The sequence below is a fragment of the Vibrio sp. S/42/10 genome, assembly GCF_029890535.1.
Classification (GTDB): domain Bacteria; phylum Pseudomonadota; class Gammaproteobacteria; order Enterobacterales; family Vibrionaceae; genus Vibrio; species Vibrio cyclitrophicus.
In genome coordinates, this window is the sequence record NZ_JAKMZC010000011.1 from 37,199 (window position 1) to 63,300 (window position 26,102).

At 43.2% G+C, this 26,102-nt stretch carries 23 protein-coding genes; 12 read left to right on the forward strand and 11 right to left on the reverse strand.

The genetic code is table 11. The features are described from left to right. The first annotated feature begins 104 nt into the window (after positions 1–104). Positions 105–1,766, forward strand: a complete 1,662-nt coding sequence (locus tag L8S15_RS13225; protein ID WP_010432986.1) for a methyl-accepting chemotaxis protein — start codon at positions 105–107, stop codon at positions 1,764–1,766. A gap of 132 nt (positions 1,767–1,898) precedes the next feature. On the opposite strand, the gene L8S15_RS13230 is transcribed toward L8S15_RS13225, so the two are convergent. Beyond that, positions 1,899–2,768: a LysR family transcriptional regulator gene (locus L8S15_RS13230; RefSeq protein WP_102363388.1), complete on the reverse strand. Its 870-nt coding sequence runs from the start codon at positions 2,766–2,768 to the stop codon at positions 1,899–1,901. Between the two features lie 268 nt (positions 2,769–3,036). On the opposite strand from L8S15_RS13230, the gene L8S15_RS13235 reads away from it, so the two are divergent. Further along, a complete protein-coding gene (locus L8S15_RS13235) occupies positions 3,037–3,384 on the forward strand; it encodes a DUF3316 domain-containing protein (protein WP_010432981.1) in 348 nt (115 codons plus the stop codon). Between the two features lie 199 nt (positions 3,385–3,583). Here L8S15_RS13235 and L8S15_RS13240 read toward each other — a convergent pair whose 3' ends face one another. Then, the gene (locus L8S15_RS13240) at positions 3,584–5,221 is read right to left on the reverse strand and encodes a methyl-accepting chemotaxis protein (protein ID WP_280573497.1); all 1,638 of its coding nucleotides are present in this window, start codon (positions 5,219–5,221) and stop codon (positions 3,584–3,586) included. Between the two features lie 261 nt (positions 5,222–5,482). Between L8S15_RS13240 and L8S15_RS13245 the strand changes: the two genes are divergently transcribed. Continuing rightward, complete coding sequence (locus L8S15_RS13245) at positions 5,483–5,908, forward strand: DUF3010 family protein (RefSeq protein ID WP_010432976.1); 426 nt, start codon at positions 5,483–5,485, stop codon at positions 5,906–5,908. A 62-nt stretch (positions 5,909–5,970) separates the two neighbouring features. Here the strand turns inward: L8S15_RS13245 and L8S15_RS13250 are convergent, their stop codons facing one another. Next, positions 5,971–6,870 carry a DMT family transporter gene (locus L8S15_RS13250; RefSeq protein WP_016785555.1) on the reverse strand — a complete coding sequence of 300 codons (900 nt, stop codon included), beginning with the start codon at positions 6,868–6,870 and terminating at the stop codon, positions 5,971–5,973. A gap of 124 nt (positions 6,871–6,994) precedes the next feature. On the opposite strand from L8S15_RS13250, the gene L8S15_RS13255 reads away from it, so the two are divergent. Next, complete coding sequence (locus L8S15_RS13255; protein WP_010432972.1) at positions 6,995–8,422, forward strand: PLP-dependent aminotransferase family protein; 1,428 nt, start codon at positions 6,995–6,997, stop codon at positions 8,420–8,422. 142 nt (positions 8,423–8,564) lie between these two features. Here the strand turns inward: L8S15_RS13255 and L8S15_RS13260 are convergent, their stop codons facing one another. The 4 genes from L8S15_RS13260 to L8S15_RS13275 all read right to left on the reverse strand — a co-directional run bounded on the left by L8S15_RS13260 (position 8,565) and on the right by L8S15_RS13275 (position 12,278). After that, positions 8,565–9,113, reverse strand: coding sequence for a carboxymuconolactone decarboxylase family protein (locus L8S15_RS13260; RefSeq protein ID WP_010432969.1), 549 nt, complete (start codon positions 9,111–9,113; stop codon positions 8,565–8,567). Between the two features lie 550 nt (positions 9,114–9,663). Next, complete coding sequence (locus L8S15_RS13265) at positions 9,664–10,128, reverse strand: hypothetical protein (protein WP_280573503.1); 465 nt, start codon at positions 10,126–10,128, stop codon at positions 9,664–9,666. Between the two features lies 1 nt (position 10,129). Beyond that, positions 10,130–11,590, reverse strand: a complete 1,461-nt coding sequence (locus tag L8S15_RS13270; RefSeq protein ID WP_102270028.1) for a methyl-accepting chemotaxis protein — start codon at positions 11,588–11,590, stop codon at positions 10,130–10,132. Between the two features lie 250 nt (positions 11,591–11,840). Next, positions 11,841–12,278, reverse strand: a complete 438-nt coding sequence (locus tag L8S15_RS13275) for a MarR family transcriptional regulator (protein ID WP_016797727.1) — start codon at positions 12,276–12,278, stop codon at positions 11,841–11,843. A gap of 127 nt (positions 12,279–12,405) precedes the next feature. Between L8S15_RS13275 and L8S15_RS13280 the strand changes: the two genes are divergently transcribed. From L8S15_RS13280 to L8S15_RS13295, 4 genes are all read left to right on the forward strand, one after another. Next, the gene (locus L8S15_RS13280) at positions 12,406–12,828 is read left to right on the forward strand and encodes an organic hydroperoxide resistance protein (RefSeq protein ID WP_280573506.1); all 423 of its coding nucleotides are present in this window, start codon (positions 12,406–12,408) and stop codon (positions 12,826–12,828) included. A 199-nt stretch (positions 12,829–13,027) separates the two neighbouring features. Beyond that, on the forward strand, positions 13,028–13,336 hold the full coding sequence (locus tag L8S15_RS13285; protein WP_010432957.1) for a helix-turn-helix transcriptional regulator: 309 nt from the start codon (positions 13,028–13,030) through the stop codon (positions 13,334–13,336). A gap of 154 nt (positions 13,337–13,490) precedes the next feature. Next, complete coding sequence (locus L8S15_RS13290) at positions 13,491–14,831, forward strand: aldehyde dehydrogenase family protein (protein WP_102363391.1); 1,341 nt, start codon at positions 13,491–13,493, stop codon at positions 14,829–14,831. Positions 14,832–14,840: 9 nt separating this feature from the next. Continuing rightward, complete coding sequence (locus L8S15_RS13295) at positions 14,841–15,614, forward strand: oxidoreductase (protein ID WP_280573509.1); 774 nt, start codon at positions 14,841–14,843, stop codon at positions 15,612–15,614. Positions 15,615–15,753: 139 nt separating this feature from the next. Here the strand turns inward: L8S15_RS13295 and L8S15_RS13300 are convergent, their stop codons facing one another. Beyond that, positions 15,754–17,733, reverse strand: coding sequence for a methyl-accepting chemotaxis protein (locus L8S15_RS13300; protein WP_010432949.1), 1,980 nt, complete (start codon positions 17,731–17,733; stop codon positions 15,754–15,756). Between the two features lie 401 nt (positions 17,734–18,134). Here L8S15_RS13300 and L8S15_RS13305 point away from each other — a divergent pair, with 401 nt between their 5' ends. Both L8S15_RS13305 and L8S15_RS13310 read left to right on the forward strand, forming a co-directional pair. Then, positions 18,135–18,308, forward strand: coding sequence for a hypothetical protein (locus L8S15_RS13305; RefSeq protein WP_010432946.1), 174 nt, complete (start codon positions 18,135–18,137; stop codon positions 18,306–18,308). 153 nt (positions 18,309–18,461) lie between these two features. After that, the gene (locus L8S15_RS13310) at positions 18,462–19,046 is read left to right on the forward strand and encodes a TetR/AcrR family transcriptional regulator (protein ID WP_010432944.1); all 585 of its coding nucleotides are present in this window, start codon (positions 18,462–18,464) and stop codon (positions 19,044–19,046) included. A gap of 110 nt (positions 19,047–19,156) precedes the next feature. On the opposite strand, the gene L8S15_RS13315 is transcribed toward L8S15_RS13310, so the two are convergent. Next, a complete protein-coding gene (locus tag L8S15_RS13315) occupies positions 19,157–21,022 on the reverse strand; it encodes a fructose-specific PTS transporter subunit EIIC (RefSeq protein ID WP_280573513.1) in 1,866 nt (621 codons plus the stop codon). 320 nt (positions 21,023–21,342) lie between these two features. On the opposite strand from L8S15_RS13315, the gene L8S15_RS13320 reads away from it, so the two are divergent. Both L8S15_RS13320 and L8S15_RS13325 read left to right on the forward strand, forming a co-directional pair. Next, positions 21,343–21,645, forward strand: a complete 303-nt coding sequence (locus tag L8S15_RS13320; RefSeq protein WP_010432939.1) for a fructose PTS transporter subunit IIB — start codon at positions 21,343–21,345, stop codon at positions 21,643–21,645. A 7-nt stretch (positions 21,646–21,652) separates the two neighbouring features. Beyond that, on the forward strand, positions 21,653–22,426 hold the full coding sequence (locus L8S15_RS13325; protein ID WP_016797734.1) for a PTS sugar transporter subunit IIA: 774 nt from the start codon (positions 21,653–21,655) through the stop codon (positions 22,424–22,426). 149 nt (positions 22,427–22,575) lie between these two features. Here the strand turns inward: L8S15_RS13325 and L8S15_RS13330 are convergent, their stop codons facing one another. Together L8S15_RS13330 and L8S15_RS13335 are read right to left on the reverse strand one after the other, a co-directional pair. Beyond that, the gene (locus L8S15_RS13330) at positions 22,576–24,354 is read right to left on the reverse strand and encodes a sodium:solute symporter family protein (RefSeq protein WP_010432926.1); all 1,779 of its coding nucleotides are present in this window, start codon (positions 24,352–24,354) and stop codon (positions 22,576–22,578) included. A 552-nt stretch (positions 24,355–24,906) separates the two neighbouring features. After that, positions 24,907–25,746 carry an AraC family transcriptional regulator gene (locus L8S15_RS13335; RefSeq protein WP_280573516.1) on the reverse strand — a complete coding sequence of 280 codons (840 nt, stop codon included), beginning with the start codon at positions 25,744–25,746 and terminating at the stop codon, positions 24,907–24,909. Between the last annotated feature and the right edge of the window lie 356 nt (positions 25,747–26,102).

Consider the following 26,102-nt stretch of genomic DNA (forward strand, 5'->3'; position numbering starts at 1 on the left):
AATGCTATTTGGGATAACAATTAAACAACAAGTTCATTTACATTTTTAAATCACATTAATAATCTGTTGAAAACTGCATTGGACAATCGCACAGGAACCGTGACATGACCCTAACCATCAAAAACCGCCTCTATATTCTCTCTTTCATACCTTTGTTACTCATGGCGATTGGTATGATGAGCGTGACTTATATGAAGAGCACCGAGCTAACCGCACAACAAGTAGAATCGACGCGTAGCAATATGATGGCGATGAAAGAAAAAGAACTCAAAGCGTACCTGCAAATGGCCTACTCTGCGATCAGTCCATTTTTGGACAGGGGCGCAACGCTAGAAGAAGCTTTACCAACATTGAGAACATTAGAATATGGCGAATCTGGTTATATTTTTGGTTATGACTCGAAAGGTGTCCGAGTTGTGGTTGGTCAAAGTAACGATGGCATCGGTAAAAACTACTATGACCTTCAAGACAAGCAAGGCAACTACTTAATCCGCGACCTGATCAAGAATGCTAAATTAGGGGAATTCACGACTTACTATTTCCCGAAGCCGGGCCAATCTGTCGCGCTACCTAAACTCAGCTACTCAGTATTTGTGCCGCAGTGGGATTTGATGTTGGGTACTGGCTTCTACACTGATGACATCGACGCTGTTATTGCCGAAATGAAAGAAAGCTCAAATGCCGCGCTACAAAGCTCATTAACGGCTATCGCGATTTTCTGTGGCTTTATTGCCCTTATTGTCGCGATATTTGCTGTCGCGGTGAATCGCACTATCATGCAGCCACTTGAGCAGTTTGACCGCTCAATTAGTGCTTTTGCCAGTGGCGAAGCCGATCTCACGGCCCGAATGGAAGCATTCAAAGCCCCAGAATTCACCAAGCTTAGCGAAAATTTCAATGCCTTCGTTGCTAGCCTACAAACCATCATTCGCAGCGTAAGTGATGTTGGCCAGCAAGTTGTCGCTGAAACCAGCAGTATGTCTTCTCGTGCCGCACAGGTTGATGAGATTGCCAGTGGCCAACGTGAAGAAACTGAACAAGTCGCGACGGCAATGACCGAGATGACGACTACCGCACAAGAGATCTCGAGTAATGCGAGTCAAGCTGCGGATTCCGCGAAACAAGCAGAAAACAACGCTAAAGAAGCTCAACAGATTGTCAATGCGGCTGCAAACTCGGTTGCAGGCCTTGCCAGCGAAGTATCAGAAGCGAACACTGTGGTATCAAGACTAGAGGGTGATGTACAAAACATTTCGTCTTCATTGACAGTCATTCAAGACATTGCGGAACAAACTAACTTATTAGCATTGAATGCTGCAATTGAGGCCGCACGTGCCGGTGAACAAGGACGTGGATTTGCGGTGGTAGCTGACGAGGTTCGTAAGTTGGCAAGTCGAACCCAAGAAAGTACAGGTGACATTCACAAGATGATTCAACAGCTAAAAGCCGCTTCAGATGCTGCCGTAAAAGCCATGGATTCGAGCCAAAATCGAAGTGCTCAAACCGTGGAAGAAGCGAATGCCGCTGCTGCAGCACTGGCGAAAATTCAGGCGTCGATTGATACCATCATGGATATGAATTCACTGATTGCCACCGCGACGGAACAACAAAACATTGTAGGCCAAGAGATCTCACAACGTATCGTCGTAATCTCAGATCAAAGCTCGCAATCAGCATCGCTGGCGAATCAGAACCGCACTGGTAGCCAAAACCTAAACAGCCGCGCGAATGAGCTTTACCACTTGGTGGATCGCTTCACGGTCTAGGACATTTACGGTCTATTAAATAGCAAGTAAACGCAACTTAACGTTAAGACTTTTCACACTAAATAAAAACGGGCTTCAGAATCTCTAATCTGAAGCCCGTTTTTTTTATCGGTGGTAGCTTTAGATCATAAACTAATCCAATTGTTCAGAAAGAAAGTCTACTAACAATCGAACCTTAGAAGATAGGTTGCGATTTTGCGGATAAAGCGCCCAGATCCCCTCTTTATCGTCTCGATAGTCAGACAGTACTTCAACCAACCCTCCTGATTCTAGATCTTCACTTACGTAGTATTCAGGCAACTGTACCAAGCCAATGCTCTGCTTGGCTGCATCTAACAAGGCTAAACCACTATTGCACTTAATGCGCCCATTAACACGAACCGAACAAGGTCGGCCATTTTCTTTAAAACGCCAATGTTCGAAACCACCGACTAAACATTGATGATTGTTCAATTCAGAGAGCGTATGTGGCTCACCATACCGTTCAATGTACTCTGGGCTGGCACATACATAGAGTTGGCGTTGAGAGAGCTTCTTTGCCACCAGGCTTGAATCTTCTAAGCGACCAAGACGAATCGCTACATCAACACCAGAATCGATAAGATCAAGTTTTTGATTAGTCAGCATCAATTCAAGTTCTACCTGTGGATGAAGCTTTAAAAATTGATGTAACAGAGGCGCGAGTTGGCGCTCACCATAAGTCACAGGCGCGGTCACTTTAAGCAACCCTTTAGGTGTCGACTGCATCTGCGTGACCGCAAGTTCAGCAATTTCTAAACCTTCGACCAACAACTTACATTGTTGATAATAGAGTTGCCCAGCCTCTGTTAGGGAAACCTTACGTGTCGTTCGATTAAGCAGTTTTACTGCCAAACGTTCTTCGAGGTTTGCCACTCTACGGCTGATTTGAGCCACTGATGTAGCAAGCTTCTGCGCTGCACCAGTAAAGCTTTCACGCTCTGCTACTGCAACAAACTCACTTACCCCTTCCCAATTAGCCATGCCTTTACCTTATGCTAAACAACGGTTACCCATACAGTGTATTGAAGTTATAAATCAGTGTCACTTGCTTGATATGCTCTGTACATAAACCTTCGCTATCTGCAATCGTTCAAAACGATCTCAACCAAGCCCTGACATTTCTAAATATTTCTCACTGAACACTAACAAATTTAGTATTTCTTCTGACACTAGTCTTACCATTTCATTGATATGTTGGTTCTGTACCGCAACACAGGTACTTCAACAAAGAACAAAGTAAGGTACTCATATGAAAAAATTAATCATACTTGCATCAACTCTTGTACTCAGCACGACAGCGTTTGCAGCAACTAAAACAACGATTCAAGAAACAACGCTAAAATCTGATACTTTTGTTACTGAAGCGGAAGCATACGATGCAGGAACCAACCTTATGGATGAGCTAAGCACAAAGACATCTTTTGAGCTTTCTAGAGAACTGCCACAGTTCCAACAAACAACTAAGTACAATTCATTCAAGATTGATGATGCGAATATGGAAGTGAAAAAAATCACCAACATGAGCGGCGACACCCATTATCAAGCTAACGTAAAAGTTGACTACCGTTACACATATAAAGACGGTCGTAGCAGCTAATACTGACTAGATCGGCAAAGCACCTGCGTGCCTAAAATAAAACCTCGTATATAAAAATAAAGCCCGCACTCATAGAGTGCGGGCTTTTTAGTGTTCATTTTGGCTATTTTTTAATAATTCATTTTCGATAAATCTTTTTAGTTGTCGCTACTCACTATAGATTGACCGTCTAGCCAGTAACTCTCTTGAACAGCATCTCTTAGACTTCGAATTGAGAAACCAAACCATCTAGCGCTTCACATTGCTCCGCCAAAGCCATACATGCGTTTTCTGCACTGTTCGCCATTTCCACCATTTGCATAGTGCTTTCAGCTATACGTTGAACGTTCTGGTTCACTTCTTCCGATACTTGAGATTGCTGAGAAGCCGCAGTTGCGATTTGCGTGTTCATCTCATTCATCATACCGATAGAGTTACGAATTTCACTCAATGACGACGCAGCTGTACTCGCTTGAACAATGGTTTTCTCGCCACTAACTTTACTTTCGTTCATCACGCTCACCGCTTGTTTAGCGCCAACTTCTAAGCGTTCAATCATCGACTGAATTTCACCCGTACTGTCTTGAGTTTTACTTGCCAAGGCTCTAACTTCATCAGCAACAACAGCGAAACCACGACCTTGTTCACCAGCACGTGCCGCTTCAATCGCAGCGTTCAATGCAAGTAGGTTAGTTTGTTCAGCAATGCCTCTAATTACACCAAGAATAGAAGCAATGTTCTTAACATCACTGTCTAGTTCATGAACAACACCACTCGCGTTTTCGATATCATGCGCCAAGCGCTCAATCGAACTCACCGTTAAGCCTAAAGTTTTATCTGCAGATTCCACTTCTCTATTTGCCGTATTGCTTGCAGAAGCCGCTTCTAACGCATTACCACTTACGGCAACGCTGGTTGCTTGCATCTCATGAACTGCAGCAGCAACTACTTCACTCTCTTTCTGTTGATTAGAAGAAAACTGAGCCACACCTTGAGTCAGTGATTTGATGTTTTCCATCTCAGAACGTACAGCGTTAGAAGTGGTAATAACCTGTTCGATGGTCACATGAATCTTGCCAACAAACTGGTTGAAAGCAGAGCTAAGTCGAGCAATTTCATCACTCCCCTCAACGCTCATACGTTGAGAAAGATCACCATCGCCAGAAGCAATTTCAACCATCGCTTTTTCAACATTTTGAATCGGTTTAACGATAAAGCGATTCGACAACCATAACGCGAAAGCAGCAGCCAGGATCGCCACACCCATGCCGACTTCAATGATCACCTTGCTTGATTCAATAGATTCATCGGCTTGTTGACGAAGTTCTTTCTGCTTCAATTCGATCAAGGTTCTGATGTCACGAAGTTGATCTCGAATAATCGCAAACTCAGCATCTAACGCAGGAGAGTAATCAATGTTGTATTGGTATGCATTCTCAGGGTCGGCAAACATAGGTTCGTGCAATGCCACCCACTTGCTCATCGCGTTAACAAGCTTTGATAATTCACCACGAGAAGATGGATCCAACACCCCTGCTTGATATAAGGTTTTGACACTTTGAAAACGAGGCACCGCTTTGTAAGCATTGTCTTTAAATTCAAAATTTTGGTACTCAATCGCCGCTTGGTCTTTTGCTAATAATAGACCTTGAGCAGAAGCGATAACTTGGTAAATATCACGATAGCCATCTTCCAAATTATCTAACACTGGCTGAACCACATTATTCAACTCATGGTTGATTGCAGCTTGAGCGTTAGATTTAAGAACATTAAGCACAGTAACAGTAGAAAAAACGATCACGATAACCATTAATGGGATCGCAATTTTACTCTTAATTGAAAGGTTGTTGATACTCATAAGGGGGCTTATAACCACACAATAAATAGGGACGCGCGCATAATATACAGTATCAATTTAAAAGCTAGCTAAAAGTTTGTGAACCTAGTCGCATAGCAAACGTTACCCTTAAATCGACTGTCTATTATTCAACCAAAGGTCAACATTAAAAAGTAGAGCCAAAGACATTTTTGCACTTATTTACCACAGACATGCTCAAATACTGGAGAAGTCATAGAAATAGCACCATAATGTACGGCTCAAAAGTAAATAGGTATGAACATGAAAATTTGTGGTGTTGAAATCAAAGGTAACGATGCTGTCATCTGTCTTCTTTCTCTGTCAGATGGTGTATTTAATATCCCTGATTGCCGAGTTTCTAAAGTTGCGATTAGCGACGCAAACGACACGCAGAATATGAAAGACTTTCAATTCTCTTTTGCAAAGTTGATGGAAGATTACCAAGTAGATAAAGTTGTAATTCGTCAACGCCAAACAAAAGGCAAATTTGCTGGCGGTGGCTTTGGCTTCAAACTAGAAGCAGCAATTCAACTGATCGACGGCCTAGACGTAACGGTTGTATCACCTGCTGACATCAAAGAGAGCCTAAAGCGCAACCCTCTTATGATGAAGTTCAAAGAGACTGGCCTTAAGCAATACCAAGAAGCACCGTTTACAACGGCTTACGCTTGCTTGATGCAGCGCTAATCAATAGACGCTAACCAATGATTAAAACGGAAAGAGCCTGAAGATTCAGGCTCTTTTTATATCTATCGATCAAGTGCTGCTTGCCTACGAACTTTTAGTAACTCTGGCTTTTTCACGACCAAATATACCGCTGTCGCTGACAACGCGAATCCCATTGCGCCGTAGATATCAAACGACTCTCCAAAAATAAGCCAAGCTTGAATTGCCGTCGTTGGTGGTACTAAATAAAACACCGATGCTACACTCGATGAAGCCCCATGCTCCACCATGTACAACAACAACAGAATAGCAATGCACGATAAGACAATCACTAACCAAGCTAACGTTAGTGTAAATTCAATAGTCCAATTCACATGCATGGTTTCGTAACGCACGGCGAAAGGTAAAAATATCGAAGCCGCAGCAAGATATTGCACCATCGCACCACCGACCATGTCTGTCCCTTTGCAGAAACGCTTTTGGTACAATGTACCGACCGTGATACCCACCAGCGAAACCAAACACAACAACGTCGCCATGCCCTTTTGGTCATCAGATTGCCATTCAATATTGCCCATCAACACCAAACTAATACCCGCAAAACCGAGGGCTAATCCTAGCCATTGTGCGAAATTAAAACGCTGCGAACTACAGCTGATCATAATCAATGCGGTAAGAATCGGTTGTAAGCCAACAAGTAGAGAACTCAACCCGGCAGGCATACCCATATCAATCGCCAGATAGGTGCCACCAAGGTAGAAACCATGAATCAAGATGCCGACCACACAAGCATGGAAGAATGCGCGACCAAGAGGGATACGACGCTTAAGGATTGCAATCAAAACCAAGAACAGCACCACGTTGGCTACCATCCTCAGTGAAAGTAATGTTGCGGGTTCCGCGTATTCCACACCAAGACGTGCACCGACAAAGCCTGACGACCACAATATTACAAACACAAACGGAATCATTTTAATCAGCATTACAAACCTCTGGTCAACTCTTCATCAATGCTGTTACCTTAGTTGGGTACAGATAACTAATAAAGATACAGATATAACACTTTAAATGGTTACAGATTGAGAGTGGGCAACGAGGGAGAAAAACGTGGAAGCAGAACTCAGCGGCAATAAATACCTTGCTACCGAACAACATATTAAGGCTCAGATCGATAAAGGACTCTTTCAACCAGACGATCGCCTTCCCTCAATTCGTCAATTAAGCGAGCAGCTTGGTGTGAGTAAAAATACCGTGATTCGCGCCTACCAAGAACTGGAAGCGACAGGCTGGGTTTATTCAGTACCTAAATCAGGCTATCGTGTGAAAGCGCCCAATACCACCAGCTGGGATGCACCAAGCCAACCTCAAAAAGTTGACCTCTTATCTGTCACTAAATCAGTTCTCTCTCGTCCCAAAGGTCGTTTAAAGCTTCTAGCTGGCTCTGCCCATCCCAACATCAATAACCCCGCAATACGAAGCTTGTACGCTGAGATCGGTCGCCACAGCCGATTGCAAACTCAGTTACCCGGTTACTACCAATTGCCTCCTGGTGACGAGCAATTAGTAAAACAATTGTTAAAGATCACCCACGATCTAGGCGTACCTGCGGGATCGAAAGAGATTGCGATTACGCATGGCGCACAACAGGCGATCAGTTTGGCTTTACGCGCGCTCACCAAACCGGGCGACATCGTGGCGGTAGAGTCACCGTGTTACTTCGGCAATTTGTTGTTGCTCGAGTCGCTAGGTTTAAAAGCCCTTGAAATACCAAGCAGTGTTAGCCACGGAATCGACATCCCTTCTCTACAAAGTGCACTGGATAAATGGGATGTAAAAACGCTAGTGCTAACACCAAACTTTACCAATCCAACGGGCTCACGGATGCCATTATCTAATCGAAAAACGCTGTTGGAGATAACCGGAACTTTGCCGATTATCGAGGATGATGTGTTTGGTAGCCTGGCGTTTGATGCACCTATTGCCAGCCTAAAAGAGCTTGATGACCAAGATCGAGTTATCTACGTAAATTCGCTCTCTAAAACCTTAGACTCACGCCTACGTATAGGTTGGTTGCTCTCGGGGCGTTACCAAGCTCAAGTCGAAAAATATCTCCTTTGTGACAACATGGGGAGCTCAAACCTGATGCAATCCGCAGTAGGTCAGTTTCTCACTACAGGCAAATACCGCAGTCATCTTTCTAAAATGAAACGACTCTATCAAACCAATCAAAAGCAGTTCCAAAGCCTATTAATCCATGCATTAGATAGCTACCCTCACCTTGTCGGGCGTTACCACCTATCAAAACCTGAAGGCTCATTTTTAAACTGGATAACACTACCGGAATCGGTCGACAGTTATTCCGTCTATCAAGATTGCTTAAAACATAAATTAGGTATTTTACCTGGTACTGTCTTTGGCACACACGACCAATACAAACACTGTTTGCGCTTCACGGTCGCGAACATTGAAGAGAACAAAGATTGGAAAGAAGGGATAGTGACACTGGCTATGATCATCGCTAAACATACACATTAACCGTTCACTTTCCTCAATTAGAACTGACACCAACAAAAAAGCCCCACTCAACCAAGCGGGGCTTTCACTATATCCATAGCCAAAGGCTAATTAGCGTAGCCTTCAAGCAACCTACTCTCTAAGCAAGTTGATATTTAAGCGATTAACCTTCCCAAGCAAACTGTTCAAATACTTTGTCTACTGGTGTTTGAGCAACGTGGTTTACGTAGTTACTGATCACTTTCTGCGACAAGCCAAGAATCACTTCTAGCACTTGTTGTTGACCGTAACCCGCAGCGAAAAAAGCTGCCATTTCACTTTCTGGCACATTGCCACGATTACGTACCATACTTAGCGTGAAATCATGCAGTGCTTGAAGTTTTTCAGTTGGCAGTGCAGCACGGTTACGCAGTGCTTCGGTAATCGCTGGGTCTACATTCATTGAATGTGCGATACCCGTATGTGCAGGAACGCAGTAGTGACACTCATGTTCAACGTTGATAGTTTGCCATACCACTGTCAGCTCATCGGCATCAAAAGATGACTCATTAAATGCTTGATGAAGCTGTGTGTAAGCTTTCAGAGTATTTGGTGATTCAGCCATCACACCAAAAAGACCAGGAACTCGGCCCATTTGTTTTACTGCACCCTCAAGAATAGGTTTGCTTTGTTCTGGTGCTGATTCTACTGAATGAATTTTAAAGTTGCTCATGTTCTATTCCTTTCGATTCTTTATCTTAATTTGGTTCACAATCGGAGTGATATGAGACTGTTCTCCGTTGGCGTGAAAACAATATAGAACAAACAAGAACGATCGTTCAAGCTTTATTTTGAACATTCGTTCAAATATGCTGAATTTATCGAATCAACAATTATGGAATAACTATATTCATTTGAACAGTTCTAACTCTAACTGCATGATTTAAAATGAAAAACCAACCAGGTAACACCTGATGGGTTTTGTTCTAAGTCTGAATTATTACTTAAATCAACGCTCCAATATTAACGGCACAAGCCCTCAGGTGATCTAATCACATTTAATCTCATCACAAGGTTAGACATTTTCACCTTCAAACTGGTAAAAATCATTAGTATTTGTCCCCTAACTCTGGACAGCAAAGGTAAACACTTTATCAATGCACTCTTTACCGCTGCTGGTATGTATGCTGACCGCTTATATCTTGGTTCATGAGTTAGCTCCCAAGCGGATGCCCTACCAACTGCCATTTAAACGGCAGTCGGTACCAAAAAGTTCGTCAACTCTACTCGATGCTGACGAGCCCCCTTTTACTGAAGTTTTCAGTATGAATTCCCCTAGACGTAATAATAATTCCAGAATTTGTCAGTGCATCAATCACCATAATATTCATAACAGGATTCCCACAAAAAGGAATTAACACTTGCTTTCTATCGACTTGGTTAACCATGGCTTGACCTATCAAAGTACCAAACTGATTATCATCAGAAGTTACAAGGATCTTTCCAGTTACAGGACTTCCTCGATAGTTCAAGGTAAAAACCGTTCTTTGCAAGGCTGCAAAACTTCCATCGATCAACTGAAGCTCATATTCCTCGCTTAAACAATAATCGCCTTCCAGGCGACATTCATGTAGTTGAGCATCCAAAGGAGTATCCGAAAACTCCATTTTTTTATCAAAGTTGAAAATATATGATGTCCAATACCCAACTCCGATAACAATAATGAAGACGATAATATTTTTAAACACGTTAGATTACGAAACGCTTGCTAGCTTGATTAAGCTCTTCAATAGATTCTGAAAGTTCAATCACAGAATGGTTTTGATTGTCTGATTGTTCGGTAATAGCACTAGAAAGAGAACTAACACCGGACATCGTTTTCGTTATCTGGTTCAATGCCACGGATTGTTCATCAACTGAGTTTGTTACCAATGACATTTGGTCATTCACATCAGAAACCGTAGTCGAGATTGTCCGGGTAATGTCCATAATATTACTTACCGAACCAAACACTTCATCCGAGTATTGCAAAACATTTGAGATGTTTTGAGTCGACTGATTAATGTGCCTATCCAATTCTGAAAGCGATTTATTAATCTGTTCCACGCTAGTATTGGTACGTATGGCCAACTGACGGACTTCATCAGCCACAACCGCAAAACCACGACCAGACTCTCCTGCTCGCGCAGCTTCTATCGAGGCGTTAAGTGCTAACAAGTTAGTTTGGTCGGAAATACCAGTGATTGTTTCTAAGATTTGGTGAATGTTTTTTGTATCTCTAGTCACGTCCATTACATTTTCTTTTGTTTTACCTACCGTAATTTTTAATGATTCAAGAGTCGTTTGACAATTGGCAGATTTTTCGACAGCACTAAAGCTTAGCTTATTCGCAACTTGAGTACTTTCATTACAATGTTGAGCTATGGCTGACATACGCTCAAAGGAATGACTAAGTTCTTCTATTGCATGGGTAGCAACTTCTGCATTAGTGGCATTGTGTGAAATTTCTTTATTGACGTCTGAAGTATTTTTTAAAAGGTTCTGCGCAACATTTTTTAGCCCATCAATCACGTGATTCTGAACTTTAACCATATCCTGAAGTTGGGTTATAAAGCTGTTGAAGCGAGAATAAAAATCGTCACCAGTCTTGAGTTCAATATTTAAATCTAACTTATCTTCTTGCACCAACTTCTCTACAGATGCTGTTACATATTCCATTTTACGCACACTTTGCGCTTGAGTTAGTGAACCATAGATAGAAACACTAGCTTGGAACGTAGCATACAAGCAGTGTTCGACAACCATTGAGAAACCGGTGCCAGGAGGGTAGGCGTATATTGGAAGTCCTGATACTTGAATGAAATAAAACGCTACATGGTGAATAGCAGCAGCAATATAAGTATGTAGCACCATAACCCAATTGTTATATAAACTCATAAGACCAAGCAGAATAAACACTTCAAAATGCAGCATCACATCGCCGTAAGCTTGATGAATATGTAAAGCCACAAAACCATACATTACGTACGGCAACATCGAGGAGAACTTTGGGGAATTAAAAGAAACCACCGCAATCATCAAAGATACCGCAACAATGAAATCTCCCATTGCAAATCCATATTGCATGAAGTAAACAAAGGTCAAAATTGATAAAGGTCCGGCAATTACGTAAGTTTTTTGCTTAAAAGTTAATGTTCGTTCAAATGACATTTTAATCCTAAATTTTATGTGTGGCTTGTTTTATGTACAAAAAGTATGGGAACCTAAAAACTCTAGACCATTATTTTCAAGACATCTAAACGAATAAACATCATTACTTTCAGCATATTAAGAATAGTTATAGATTTAGTATTCAAATTAAATTGAATTGAATACTAAATACGAACTAAAAGCGTAAATTGAAAAGAGTTATAATTTACCTAGACGATATCTTACGTACTCACTCAACAAAAGATCAGTATTAAAAAGTCAAATTACCAAGCAATTGCTCACACTGGGCTTTTAGCGATTTAAGCTCATCTTCATTCATCTTAGAAAGACACAGCATTTCAACCGGAACGGTCTGCGCTTGCTCTTTGAGCTCTACCCCTGCAAGTGTCAACGTGATAACTCGAACTCGCTCATCTTCAATACTGCGAGTTCTAAGCACATAACCTTTCGCTTCCAAACGCTTGAGTAGTGGCGTCAAGGTACCAGAATCTAAATGCGTTTTTGCGCCTAGCGCTTTGACATTTATCTCTTTTTCTTCCCAAAGCACCATCATCACAATGTACTGCAAGTAAGTAAGATCAAGCGCTTTCAGTAAAGGTTGATACGCCCTACTCATTGCATTCGACGCACTATACAACGCAAAACACACCTGATTATCCAGCTTTAGATAGTCATCTTGGTCGCTCATGATCACCTCACCAATAAATTAAATTGTGCACAATATACTTGCGCGCTCAAGTTTTATCAATTAAGCTAGCTTTAAAATCAAATTGTGCGCAATTTAATTTTGCACAATTCAACTAAGGACTAAAACAATGACAACACTCTACACAACTTCTGCAACAGCAACGGCAGGTCGTAATGGCCAAGTATCAACGGATGACAATCTACTCGCAGTGGCATTGAGCTACCCTAAAGAGATGGGCGGTTCAGGTGAAGCGACCAACCCAGAACAGCTATTTGCTGCGGGCTACTCTGCGTGCTTCTCAAACGCGTTACTTCATGTAGCGAAAGAAATGAAGATTAAGATCGCATCAGCGCCAACAACCGCAACGGTAGGCATTGGTCCAAATGAGAATGGTGGCTTTGCTTTAACCGTTTCACTAGCCGTTGAACTCGATTTAGATCAGGAACAAGCTGTTACGCTTGTGAAAACGGCTCACCAAGTCTGCCCATATTCAAATGCAGTTCGTGGCAACATTGATGTGAAATTGTCGGTTAACGGACAAGCGCTTTAGTTCTTGGTTCTTGGTTCTTGGTTCTTGGTTCTTAAAGCATAGAACGAGAGCCTAGAGCTTAACTATGTAAATCAACACGCCGACGATAAACATGAATGCCATTCTTACCTCAATGTAGAGAAAGCAGGATATCGAGATATTGCGATATCTTACTTTAAAGAGTATATTTCACGTTAGTCGAAAACAGCAGCCAAACGCCATGTCAGATATGAATGAAGTTTTAAAGTCAATCAACAACCCAGTACGAAGGGATATTCTACACTGGCTAAAGTCACCGCATGAGCACTTTAACCTAGAGAAACAACTCGTTGATACCGACGTTGAAGGGGTATGTGTCAGCATTATTCAAGAGAAAAGTGGCTTATCCCAATCGACCGTCTCGTCTTATCTTTCTAACTTGCAACGTGCAAAGCTGGTTACTTCAAAACGCATTGGCTCGTGGACGTACTACAAGCGTAATGACGAATACATCGAGAAGTTTTTAAAAGAGTTATCTAACTCACTCTAACAAGCAGAATCAAAACAGACTGGGTGGATAACGCCGCCCATTTTAATCTTGTCTATTTTTAGAAGATTAGATATCGAAATTTCTCAATATCTAGCTATGTAGATATATAATTAAATAGAAAAAATATACGAAAAATTAAACGGAGTTGGTAAACATGAGCAAGTCTATTCAATCTTTTAATCCTAGTAATGGAGAACTGCTTGGTGAAGTCAATAACGCCTCTAGAGATGAAGTCGTTCAAACGATCCGCCAGTCAAAGTCAGCACAAAAGGTATGGAGAAAATTCCCGATAAATGAGCGCGTGCGAACCATTATTAGAGCTTACCAACACCTTGATCAGTATGCAGATTCCCTCTCAGAACTACTTGCTCGCGAAATGGGTAAAGACATCCGACGCGCCACTGGTGAAGCAACAGGCGCAATTTACATGGGGCAGCATTATGCAGAAGAAGCACACCGCGCGCTCAACACTCGCAAATTGTCAGGGTCAACAGAGCTTCAATACCGCCCACTAGGTGTTGTCGGAGTTATATCTCCTTGGAACTACCCTGTGATGATGGCAAACAACCTCATTGTGCCAGCACTAATCGCGGGCAATAGCGTGATTCTAAAACCTTCAGAAGAAACGCCTCTCATCGCTGAAGCATTCTTTGGTGAGCTGCAAAAACACCTACCCGAAGGCGTATTAACAATTTTGCATGGCGACCGAGAAACTGGTGAGGCATTAGTCGAAGGCGACATCCAAATGATCGCGTTCACTGGCTCAAAAGCAACAGGCCAAGACATCATGCGACGCGCAGCGAGCAAGGTAAAACGCTTGGTCATGGAGCTAGGTGGCAAAGACCCAATGATAGTGATGCGTGATGCCAACCTAGAACAAGCAGCTCGCTTTGCCGTCGCAGGCAGCTTTGAGAACTCAGGACAAATGTGTACTTCGATTGAACGTATCTATGTTGATGATCGTATCGCTGAAAAATTTGAACAACGTGTCACCGAGATCGCCAACATGTACCAGATTGGCCCGTGGGATATGCCTAACGTAAACATAGGACCGATCATCAATGCCACGCAGCATGGAAAAATCGTTGAACAATTAAAAGACGCACAACAAAAAGGGGCAACTTTCCTTCTAGGCGGGATTGAACAACCAGATCGTTATATCCGTCCTACTGTTATCACTGGAATGACTCCTGAAATGAAGTTAGAAACAGAAGAGACTTTTGGACCAGTGGTCGCTATCACTCGCTACTCCAACATTGATGATGCAATCGAACGTGCTAATGCCAGCGAGTATGGATTGGGAGCTGTGGTATTCGGCAACCAAGGTGCCAACGAGGTTGCTGATGAACTTGACGCTGGCATGGTTGGCATCAATCAAGGTCAGGGCGGTAGTGGTGACGCTCCCTGGGTTGGTGCGAAACAGAGTGGCCTTGGCTACCACGGTTCAGTAGATGGTCATCGTCAATTTGCTCAAGTGAAAGTAGTTTCAAAATAAGGATTCATAATGAATAACGAACAGAAATTCTACGTTGTTAGACGAGAAGCAGGCACTCAGTGCAGTGACCTACCAGTCTGGGTACCAAAATCGGCTAATCCATTTTCACTTAATGACAGCGTCAGCGCAGTATCACGCATTGAAGTAAACAATGTACCTGGAGCTTTCCAGCTAAGAGATGTACTTCTTCCTGAAGAGGTTAAGCGGATACTTGATGAAGCGAACCAACTTGGTTTCACAGAAGATGCCGCAGTTTCATTGCCAAGAGAAATACGCCATAACCGAAACCTCAACCTGATCGCCGATCCTAAAACACTCGAAATCATCTGGAACCGATGCAAAGATCATTTCGTTGATAAGTACGACCATTTTGCTGGTGTGAAACCACTTGGAATCAACGGTCGTTTTCGATTTTATCGCTACGATGAAGGGGATTTCTTTAAAATGCACACCGATGGCTCTTGGCCCGGTAGTCAAGTTGTCGGTGGAGAACTGATCGATGACTCTTTTGGCGACCGTTGGAGCATGTATACTTTCTTGCTTCTATTGAGTGATGATTTCGTCGGTGGTGAAACCCAATTCATGGTTAACCGTGACGACCCGAGTAAGCCTGCTCGTCGTCAAAGGCATGAGAATGCGGATATAGAATCGGTTAAAACACCTAGTGGTAGTGTCCTATGTTTTCCTCACGGTACTCACCCTGCCCATTGTATACACGGCTCAGCACCAATACTTTCTGGGACTAAATACATTATTCGTACTGACGTATTGTTTGAGCTTTAACTTGTCGTTTTTATAAAGCGCAGTATTAGTCGCTTCAACCCTAAAAAATGTCCCGCACTAAGCGGGACATTTCGTTATGTAAGATAGCTCTTAACTCTTAACTCTTAACTTTAAGCCATTAGCCATGATCTCGGAAAAATTAACTCTTAAACGTATTCGAGAGTTCTTTTAGTGATGTTGCCAATTCTGCTTGTTCTTTCGCTGTCGCCGCAATTTGAGTCGCGCCCGTCGTAGATTCTGTCGACTTCTGCTCTACCGCCACTACGTTCTGAGCAATGTCTTGTGTCACTACCGCTTGCTCTTCTGTTGCCGTTGCAATCTGCTCTGTCATACTGAATATCTCGCTCACAGCACCAGAAATATCTTGTAGCGTTTGTTCTACGTCTCGCGAATCTTCAACCGCTCTTGATGACATTTTTTTACTGTTATCAATCACATTGAACGCTGTTTGTACATCAGACTGTAGCGAACTAATGAAGCCTTCAATTTCCAACGTCGACTCTTGAGTGCGTTGAGCCAATGTACGGACTTCATCAGCTACAACAGCGAAACCACGACCTTGTTCACCAGCACGAGCCGCTTCGATCGCAGCGTTTAGCGCCAACAAGTTTGTTTGATCAGCAACCGACTTAATCACATCGATCACGCTATTAATATTATTACTGCTTTCGTGTAGATGAGTAATTTTCTCAGCTAAGCCGTTAATCTCAGACGCTAAGATTTCAATCGATTCATAAGAGTGTTGGACCGTGCTCAAGCCCTCTTGTGACTGTTGATCCACCATTTTCGCCGAAGTCGCCGTTTGCTGCGTTTTAGCCGCGACTTCATTCACGGTTGCCGAAAGCTCCTCAGTTGCCGTTGCAATCAGCCCAATTTGGTTTTGTTGCTCAACCAAGGTATTGGAGTTGTATTGGCAAGTTTGCGCCGTCTCTTCTGCTGCCGAAGCGAGTGTTAAGCTCGATTGAGACAAGTTGTCGATCACCTGCGAGAACTTCTCTAAAGTTTCGTTAAGCGATAAAGATATCTGGCCAAGCTCGCTACTACCTACGTAAGTCGCACGAACTGTCAAATCATTATCATCACGAACTTTTGAAAGCACTAAAGTAAGGTCTTTCACTCGTGTGGTTAGATCGGTTATAGCCTTGAAGCTAACAAAAGTTGCAAACAAAGTAATCACAACAAACATCGCGATACTCGCCATCATGGCAGTCTGCGCTTCTGTCGTTTTTTGTTCCGTGAGTGCGATCAGTGAATCAGCTAACTGGTTCTCTGTTTTCTTCAACTGAACAATACGCGCCGTTGATTGTGCAAACCAGTAAACAGGGTCAACATCAAAACCACTCATTTTCGATTGTGCAAGCTGTCGAAGTTTTTCAACTTCTGCGACAGATCGATCATTCAATTGTTGCTCAAAAAAACTCACATTGCTTGGGGTGCTCAGCACTTTAAAGTTAGAGAAATAGGTATTTTGCTCAGTCATTAAAGAGATAAACCTCACAAGCATACCCGGGCCAAACTCATTTTTAGAGAAGGTATTATTGAGTACAGCACGTTCAATACCAGCACGCTCTTTGCCTTGCAAGAAGTTGTAGTAAGCGATGGTTTCTGTAGTAATGGTGGCATCCGAACTCAACTCTGCAATCAATGCCGATACGCTCAATAACTTTGCGTTAAGTTGAGTGTAGTAACCTAGAGCCTCAGAAAGTGGGATAGATTGAGAGTCGACTCGATTACGAATAGAAGTGATCTGATTGAGGCTTCGGCTGATTTCTGTATTCAACTTTGTGATTTGCGGTAAATCGATATCAGCCGACTGCCAATATTCGCTTCTCTGGTCACGTCGAGTATCCGCACTTGCTCTTTGTGAACGTAGTTCACTGACAAACTGAGTACCCTGTGAGCCGATAAAACCGGCAGTCATTCCACGCTCTTTCTGTAACTCGTGCACTAATTCACTGTATACAACCGACAAACGCGTCAGTTGGTTTAATGATGACATTTCACTGGTGGTCTCTACGCCTTTTGATATCGCAGAAACACTAAGCCATAGAAAGCCTAAGATCGGCAAAATAAGCAAAGCGATGATTTTTTGCTTAAAAGACATATCGGTTAATTTCATTTTTATTCCCTAGCAGCTAACAAATCTCTTTCTGGTTGTAATTAGACACACTTATATATCAATGTGCCCTTGTTGAGATCATATAATTATTCAGTTTTAGTAATTACCATTCCCTATCGGCGGCAATCGATAAACCTAACACTTAACCTTGTAGAACTCATTGACTTGTTTATAAAACTGTTAGCTATGCAACTTAAGCGGAAAACAAATACGATCTTCAACATTTTTCCGGCGCAAGTGACTGAAAATTGACAGATTTTACATAACCACAAAGTGGTAGACCACACTAACTGTACAAGCCTTATCAAGCTATGTCCTCACGACCGTCTATATATTCAACATCAACTATGTATAATGCCGAGCTCGTAAAATTAACGTAGATGCATAATTAGAGGTTTTTTATGGATTGTCCTGCTTGCGAACAAAACATTGGATGGGAATGGGTAGAAGAGGCAGCAATTGAACCCAACGAAGAATTCAACTGCCCAGAATGCGATGAAATTTTAATGTATACCATTGATGAAGGCACCTATTACGGTGCGCAACATAAAACCGTAGAAGTTGTTGACGCATAAATTGCAGCCTGCAGTTACACACTAGCCATTTTGTTTCAATCATTTAGCAAATAACTAGACTAAGCAGCCTGTTTTCTTACTGGTGTGGCTTTACTAGAACGAGCGTTCAGCATAAAATATTGAGTATGTGTTCAGTTTAATGAAGTAGATGTTATGGCTAAAACGGCAAAGTTCGATAGACAAGATGTAGTAGACAAAGCAACTAACCTGTATTGGGAAAAAGGCTTTCACGCAACATCTATGCGTAACCTACAGGACGTGATTGATATGCGCCCGGGAAGCATCTACGCGACTTTTGGCAGCAAAGAAGGACTGTTTAAGGAAACTCTTGCTCGCTATACCGAACTTGGCATCCTCAATCTGAACCGCTTTCGCAATGAAACTGACTCGCCCATTCAAGCACTCGAAAACTTTGTAAGACGCGTTGTTGTCGAGTCTAAACAGAGTTCACCTAACGGCATGTGTATGCTGGCAAAAACGGTTGCTGAACTCACTGATGAACATTCAGAATTATTGGAAGAAGCAAAGAAATCACTAAAGATCATGGAAGGTGAATTTGCTAAAGTGATTGCGGAAGCACAAGAGCTAGGTGAGATAAGCAAAGAGCGAGAACCCGCTCAACTTGCTCGTCATGTTCAGGTTCAAATTGCAGGCTTGCGTACCTACGCGAAAACCTGTGACGACATCGATTTGCTTAACTCAATGGTTGAAGACGTATTTAAGTATCATCCTTTCTAAAAGCTGAGCTTATTTAGAAGCCATACAAAAAGACTCCACTGTTAGCCTAAAGCGCTAGAGTGGAGTCTTTTTAGTTTTGATCTAGTTAAGTTAACTTTACAGTTTGAGGGTTACACCTTTCTCATGATCAACGCCTGCGCATTAAGCATCGCCTCTTTGGTGCTGACATCTAACGTTTTGACATTCGCAAAGCGCTCGACTTCCTTAATCGCCACATCGTGAGCGAAGATCACCAACCTTGCCCTTTCAATGTCTTTTTGTGTAATGCGATTACCTATCCCGTTGGCACCTTGTGTTTCGACTTTAATCCGAACCCCAAGATGATGCGCCGCCTTTTCCAAAGACTTAGCCGCTAGGAAAGTGTGGGCAACACCAGATGGACAAGACGTGATCGCAAGTACATCCGCTTGCCCTTCTTCTGTCACCGAACCACCCGCAAACTGGTTAGAGTGAGCCTCACCTTCGACCACATTCTTTTTCAGCAGTATCACAATTAAAGCTGTTGTTAGTGCTCCCGCGAGTGTGCCAATGATGTAGCCAATCTTGCCATCTACCACAGGCAGCACAATCCAACCACCCCATGGCGCATGGTTAACCACATGAAACATAAAGCCAACCACATTACCGACAATACCACCAGCCACAACAGCAGGCAGAACACGAGCAGGGTCGGCGGCTGCAAAGGGAATCGCACCTTCACTGATGCCGATCATTCCCATGATTCCCGCTGCTTTTCCGGCTTCGCGTTCGTCTCGTTTAAACTTCTTCGGCGATATGAAAGTCGCCAATGCCATGCCAAGTGGCGGTGTACAAATTGCTATCCCGACGCCGCCCATCAACCATGGCTGAGTATTCACTTGCGTTTGAGCAAACAGTGTAGCGACCTTGTTGATCGGGCCGCCCATATCAAAGGCCGTCATCGCGCCTAAAATACTGCCGAGCACCATTTTTCCTGAGCCTGCCATGCCAGTCAGCATTTGGTTCATCTCAAGCATCACCTGCGCAATGGGGGCACCAATCACCCACATCACAGCCCCACAGGTAACAAACGTGCCGACAAGCGGATAGATGAAGATAGAGCTCAGCGAGATCATGCTGTCTGGCAGCTTGATCTTCTTAAGTAGATTAACCACAAAGCCCGCAAAAAAGCCGACCACAATCGCCCCAAGAAAGCCGGTGTTGTATTGATTGACCGCGACCCAAGAACCAATCATTCCGGGCGCTAAACCCGGTTTGTCGGCCATCGAATACGCGATGTAACCACCGAGTACCGCAGTAAACAGGGTTAGCCCCGCTATGCCCATTTGTGCGATATCAGCCAGAACGCCCCTCTCAGGCACAGCACCATGACCCGACATCATCACCGACAAAGACAACAGAACTCCACCTGCGACCACGAATGGGATCATGTGTGATGTGCCGTATAACAGGTGTTCTTTGAGTCGATTGAGAGATTGAGCCCAAGGGCTGAGTGGTTCGACGTAGACTTGATGATGGCTTGAGGCGTAGCTATCAAACGATTCAGAATTGGCTTCGAGAAACAACTCTTGAGCTTCCTCGACCGACTCAACCGCCTTTAATTTTGTAACAAAGTTATCTTCAATCAGTTTGGTCGAGATCTGAGCCAGTACCTCAATATGATGGTCATCATTGTTGTCGGGCGAAGCAAGCATAAAGAACACATCGGACAGTTCACCGCCATCGGCACCATAATCAATACCCGTTCGGCTAATCCCAACCGCAACGGCAGGCTTAGCAACTGCGGTACTTTTTGCGTGTGGAATGGCGATACCATCGTCAAAGCCCGTGTTACCTATGGCTTCACGCTTCCAGATATCATCAAGGAATTCACTTTTATTGGAGAGCTTACCAGAACGGTCGAGCAGCTCGACAAGCTCTTCAAATACCGCCTGTTTTGAGTCTGCCTGTAGTTCCAAGCAGATAATCTCGGGCTCGATAATGTCAGTGATATCCATGTGCCGCCTCGTCCGAGTACCAATTTGAGTGAATGAGATAAAGAGGTTAATAAGATGAAAAGATTAACGGTGTGGGGGCACTCAATATATAGGACGAAAGGTGCATTAACTGGATTATTGTAACCAAGAACTCAGAGTGTGACTTTCACCTTGGAATAAAAAACGCCAATCCATAAAATCCAGAGAACCCATAACAATATCGCCCCTTCCCTATGCGAGCTTTCCATACTGGATTTCCCATGCAAGATAGCTTTTGCAAAATAGCTTGTGAAAGGTAGCTTATGTAACGTAACTGGGACGAGATTAAGCCGAGAATAATAATGAGAATTGTAGCGGTAACTGCGTGCCCTACAGGCATTGCACACACCTATATGGCAGCTGATGCTTTAAATAAAACAGCCCCTAAATTCAACGTTTCAATCAAAGTTGAAACACAAGGCGCTATGGGTATTGAAAACTTACTCTCTGCACAGGACATTAGCCTCGCAGACAAGGTGTTGATCGTCTCTGATATCGACATTGAGCAGCCAAGCCGCTTCGACCCAGCTAAAACCTTATTCATTCCAATGGAAGAAGTGTTGTTGAGTGTCGATAAAGTCTTTATTAAGCATTGTCGAACTTAAACCTTTCATGAACGAGTATCAGATCACCTTCTTCGTTGACGATCCTGCCGCGAACTCACACATCGCGCAGCCACTTAGCCGCTTGGCAAAGAAATTCAAAAGTACCATCCGTATTATCAACATCACTCAAAACCGAACGGCTGATCTCTCCAAATCTGTTGCGATGTTGCAAGTGGGCCTAGTTCGTGGCGATTTATGTCAGATCACCGCGATCGGTATTGATGCCGAGCTAGCATGCTTCGTTCTTAAAGATGTGATTGCTGAGCATTACGCTATGGTCGGCTCACAAGTGAACCATGAGTTCTCGAAAGATCTCATCCAGCGTATGCCGCAGATTTGCCCACCTTGTGACATCAAGTGGCATCATGCCAAAGCACAAACTCAACTGACCAAATTTGAATGCTTGAAAGGGCTTGCTCATCTGGTGTATCCACAAGATCCGGATGAACTGATTCTGGCGTTTATTAAACGAGAGGAACGCTCTTCGACGTGTGTGTCACCTGGGATCGCACTGCCGCATGTGATGTTTGAATCGACTCAAGATCTCTCGATTGCAGTCATTGTCAGTGATGATCCTATTGATTGGGCATCACGCATTGGTGAAGTGCATGTTGCCATCGCTTTGGTACTGCCTACCAAGCCACAGCGAGAGCACATTGTGGCGGCCACTAATCTAACCAGAAACCTGCTTCATGATCAGGTCAATGAACGTCTACAAAAGACCCGAAGCAGTGTCGACCTACAAGCCCTGTTGATGTACATCTCTTCACGTCTGATTTAATTCTTCTCTCCCTTTTAAATTCATTTCCTTGATTAACTAAGTTACTCGCTCCATTGGTTATAATCTCCATTGTTCACACAATAAAAAACGGCTGAGCAATTACGCTCAGCCGTTCTATTCTAAATGGCTTATCTTGTAGGTTTAGTTACCTAAGCCGTTTTGTTCTCTTGTTTCGCATCTTCCACCGAGTCGTCCACGGCTTTCACCAGCATCAGACCAACGATAAACACGATACCGCCACACAGTACGAACATCATTCTTCCCCAGAATGGGTTCGGTAGAGCAAACATCGCCATCACGGCTACACCAGACACTGCAATCAGTGAGCCCAGCATGTGACGTTGTTTGTTATCCAATTTCTTCTGTGCTGTTGATTCAGAAACCAACGGTGTCGCAAGGTTGTTGAAGAAGGTATCGACATCTTTCTGACGAGACGCTTCTAATGGTTTGTAGAACAAAGTCGACAGAATGAAGAAACCACCTGTAAACGTTAAGTGAGCAATCAGACCTACCGCTACTTTCAAATCAGACCATTCACGGCCTGTTAGCGGCTCTAGGTTGAACCAGTTTTGTAGCATTTCAGCGGTAATCACGAAGCCTACGATGTAAGACACAATCGCGCCAACCACTAGCGTGCCCCAACCAGCCCAGTCCGGTGTCTTCTTAATGAAGAAGCCACAGAATGCTGGAATCGTCATTGGGAAACCGATTAATGCACCAACGTACATCATAGTGTCGAACAAGCTCAAACCTTTCAGCGAGTTGATAAACAGTGCGATAAGGATGATAGCGACACCGAAAACCGAAGACATCAACTTAGACACAACCATCAACTCTTTCTCTGTCGCGTTTGGACGAAGAATAGGTTGGTAGAAGTTGATAACAAAGATACCTGAGTTACGGTTTAAACCTGAGTCCATTGAAGACATAGTTGCTGCAAACATTGCTGCGATGAGAAGCCCCACCATACCTGCTGGCATGTATTGCTCTACGAAGTATAGGTAAGCGAAGTCGCCCGCTTTAGAACCAGCATCTGGGTAATGCGCCGCAAGATCAACGCCTTGCCCTGCCACGAACCAAGGTGGCATGAACCAAATGATTGGACCAATTGTCATCAGAATACACGCCAACAGAGCCGCTTTTTTCGCATTCTTTGAATCTTTTGCAGCTAAGTAACGATAAGAGTTCAACATGTTGTTGGTGATACTGAACTGTTTGAAGAAGATGAAGAATGCCCAGATTCCGAAGATGCTTACGTAGTTCAGATTGTTACCAGAAACAAATGACGCGCCTTCTGCAACAGGGAAATCGTTGATGATTTCAGTAACGCCACCACCCTGCACGATAGCCACAGCTGCACACGTTACCGTTACCGCCATGATGATAACCATCTGCATGAAGTCAGACGCGATAACCGCCCATGAACCGCCAGTAACCGACATCACCAGTACAACAAGACCGGTTAGAACGATGGTTGTCGTCATATCGAAGCCAAAGATGCCCGATGCAATAATCGCCAAGCCATTTAGCCAGATACCTGCAGATACAATACTGTTCGGCATGCCAGACCAAGTAAACACTTGCTCGTTGAAGCTACCAAATCGCATGCGTATCGCGTCAATTGGCGTTACTACACGCAGTTGACGAAATTTCGGAGCAAAGTACAGGTAGTTCATCAAGTAACCAAATGCGTTTGCTAGGAAGATTACCGCGACAGCCATACCATCGGCATACGCTTTACCTGCTGCACCGGTGAAAGTCCAAGCACTGAACTGAGTCATAAACGCAGTTGCGCCAACCATCCACCAAAGCATGTTACCGCCCCCGCGGAAATAGTCACTGGTTGTACTGGTGAACGTTCTAAACATCCAACCTATTGCGATAAGGAAAAGGAAATAAATTCCTACGATCAGAGTATTGAGTTCCATGAATTAAGTCTTCTTTATTATTAATATCTGAAGAGCATATTATCCATAGAAAATTTAATTTGTAGTATTATAAGTCAAGATTGTGATGGGACATATAAACCTGAATATTCGATTTCGAGGCATTAATTACGCGCTAGTAAACAAAGAATAATCCGACATGAAGTAAACATTTAAAATCAATCACTTAAAAGAACCTCAATCAGTAACTCGGACAACAATAACAAGATTTTGTCGTCTCGATAAGTGGTTTTTAATTTACTTAACATTCATTAAATGCATCGCGTTAATACATCAACTCTCACACGTTTAATTCAATTAATAGAGAGCGGAAATAATAAGCAACTCGCAAAGCTAACCCTTAATGTTATTAATTAGGGGTATTTAGTGAAGTGGGATAAATAGAAAAACGAGCTTAGAGATGAAGCGTAGGAATAAACACTAGAGGAAAACACAAAGTAAGTGACCACCACAGCTCAGAGCCAGCAGTGATGCTCTAGTCATACAAATTTCGGTCGTATAAGCTCAGGTCAGAAAAGGGAACTTTAGAGTATATTAGATTGAACCACGATATTCGGTTGGGGTTTTTCCTGTTCGGTTTTTAAATACTCGGCAGAAGTAGTTCACATCTTTAAAGCCACAGCGGACTGACACTTCATTGAGTTTGAAGTTGTACTTCTTAAGCATGAACTTAGCGCGGTCGACACGAACACGGGTAATGTACTCCGCCAGGGTCATGTGGCCTTGTTGATGGAACATTCGCGACAAGTGGTTCGATGAAATGCTAAAGCGAGAGGCAATGCTGTCTCGGGTTATTTGGCGGTGGAAGTTCTCTTGAATGTAGATACAGATCCCCTGATACACATCCTGTACTCGGCTATGAGATTTTTCTACGGGCGCTTCCAACATCGTCTTGCTGTATTGCAGTAGAGCTTGCAACAATAACTCATCCATCGGCTGCTTGTTACTCTCTCTCGCTAACGAACTTAGCGCCTCCAAAATGTTATCAATCGCAAACCCAGAACGAGTCTGAATACTGTGCTTTTGAATATCGTAAAAGCTCTCCTCGCCTTTGCGCTTACTCACCAAACTTAAACCCAGCTGACGACGACCAAATAGCATGCTCAACACCGAACAGTCGGTATCCCAGTTAGGTTTATTCCAACAGTTCGGAGGGATGAAAATTGCGTCTCCGGCTTTGGCAATAACGTTGGTTATTTTGCGATCATGACTCTCCATTTCATTAACGTACTCTCCGTCTAGCACCAACTCTAAACGTGGAAAGTTCACCTGGTAACTGCACGCTGGAGGCGTATGAAAATCTCCAGCAAACCAGATGTTGTGAAACGGTTCTCGCTCATTTAATACAGAGGAGATTAAGTCATGAAATATCATTTTTAAAACTCTTATGGGCAGCAATAAAGCTATGGGAATAGATATACTCCTTAGTGAAACATAGTGCTATTGAGCAAAATCACAATTTGAGATCTAGGTTACAAAAATCCAGTTTTAGAAATAAATCTCCAGTACAAAAACTGATGAATCACGTTATTTCCCAGATAACAAAACACGCCGAATCCCTTATAAATAAAAGCACCAAAGCATGATAAGTCTTGTCAACACAAGCCTAAAAACGACCACTCGACCGATCAAAATCACACTCCATTTATAACGCAACAATCATCCAGTAAATGCATTTTTTCTTCACTACAGAAGGTGAGTGATCAATTCCAGAATACCCCTAACAAAAT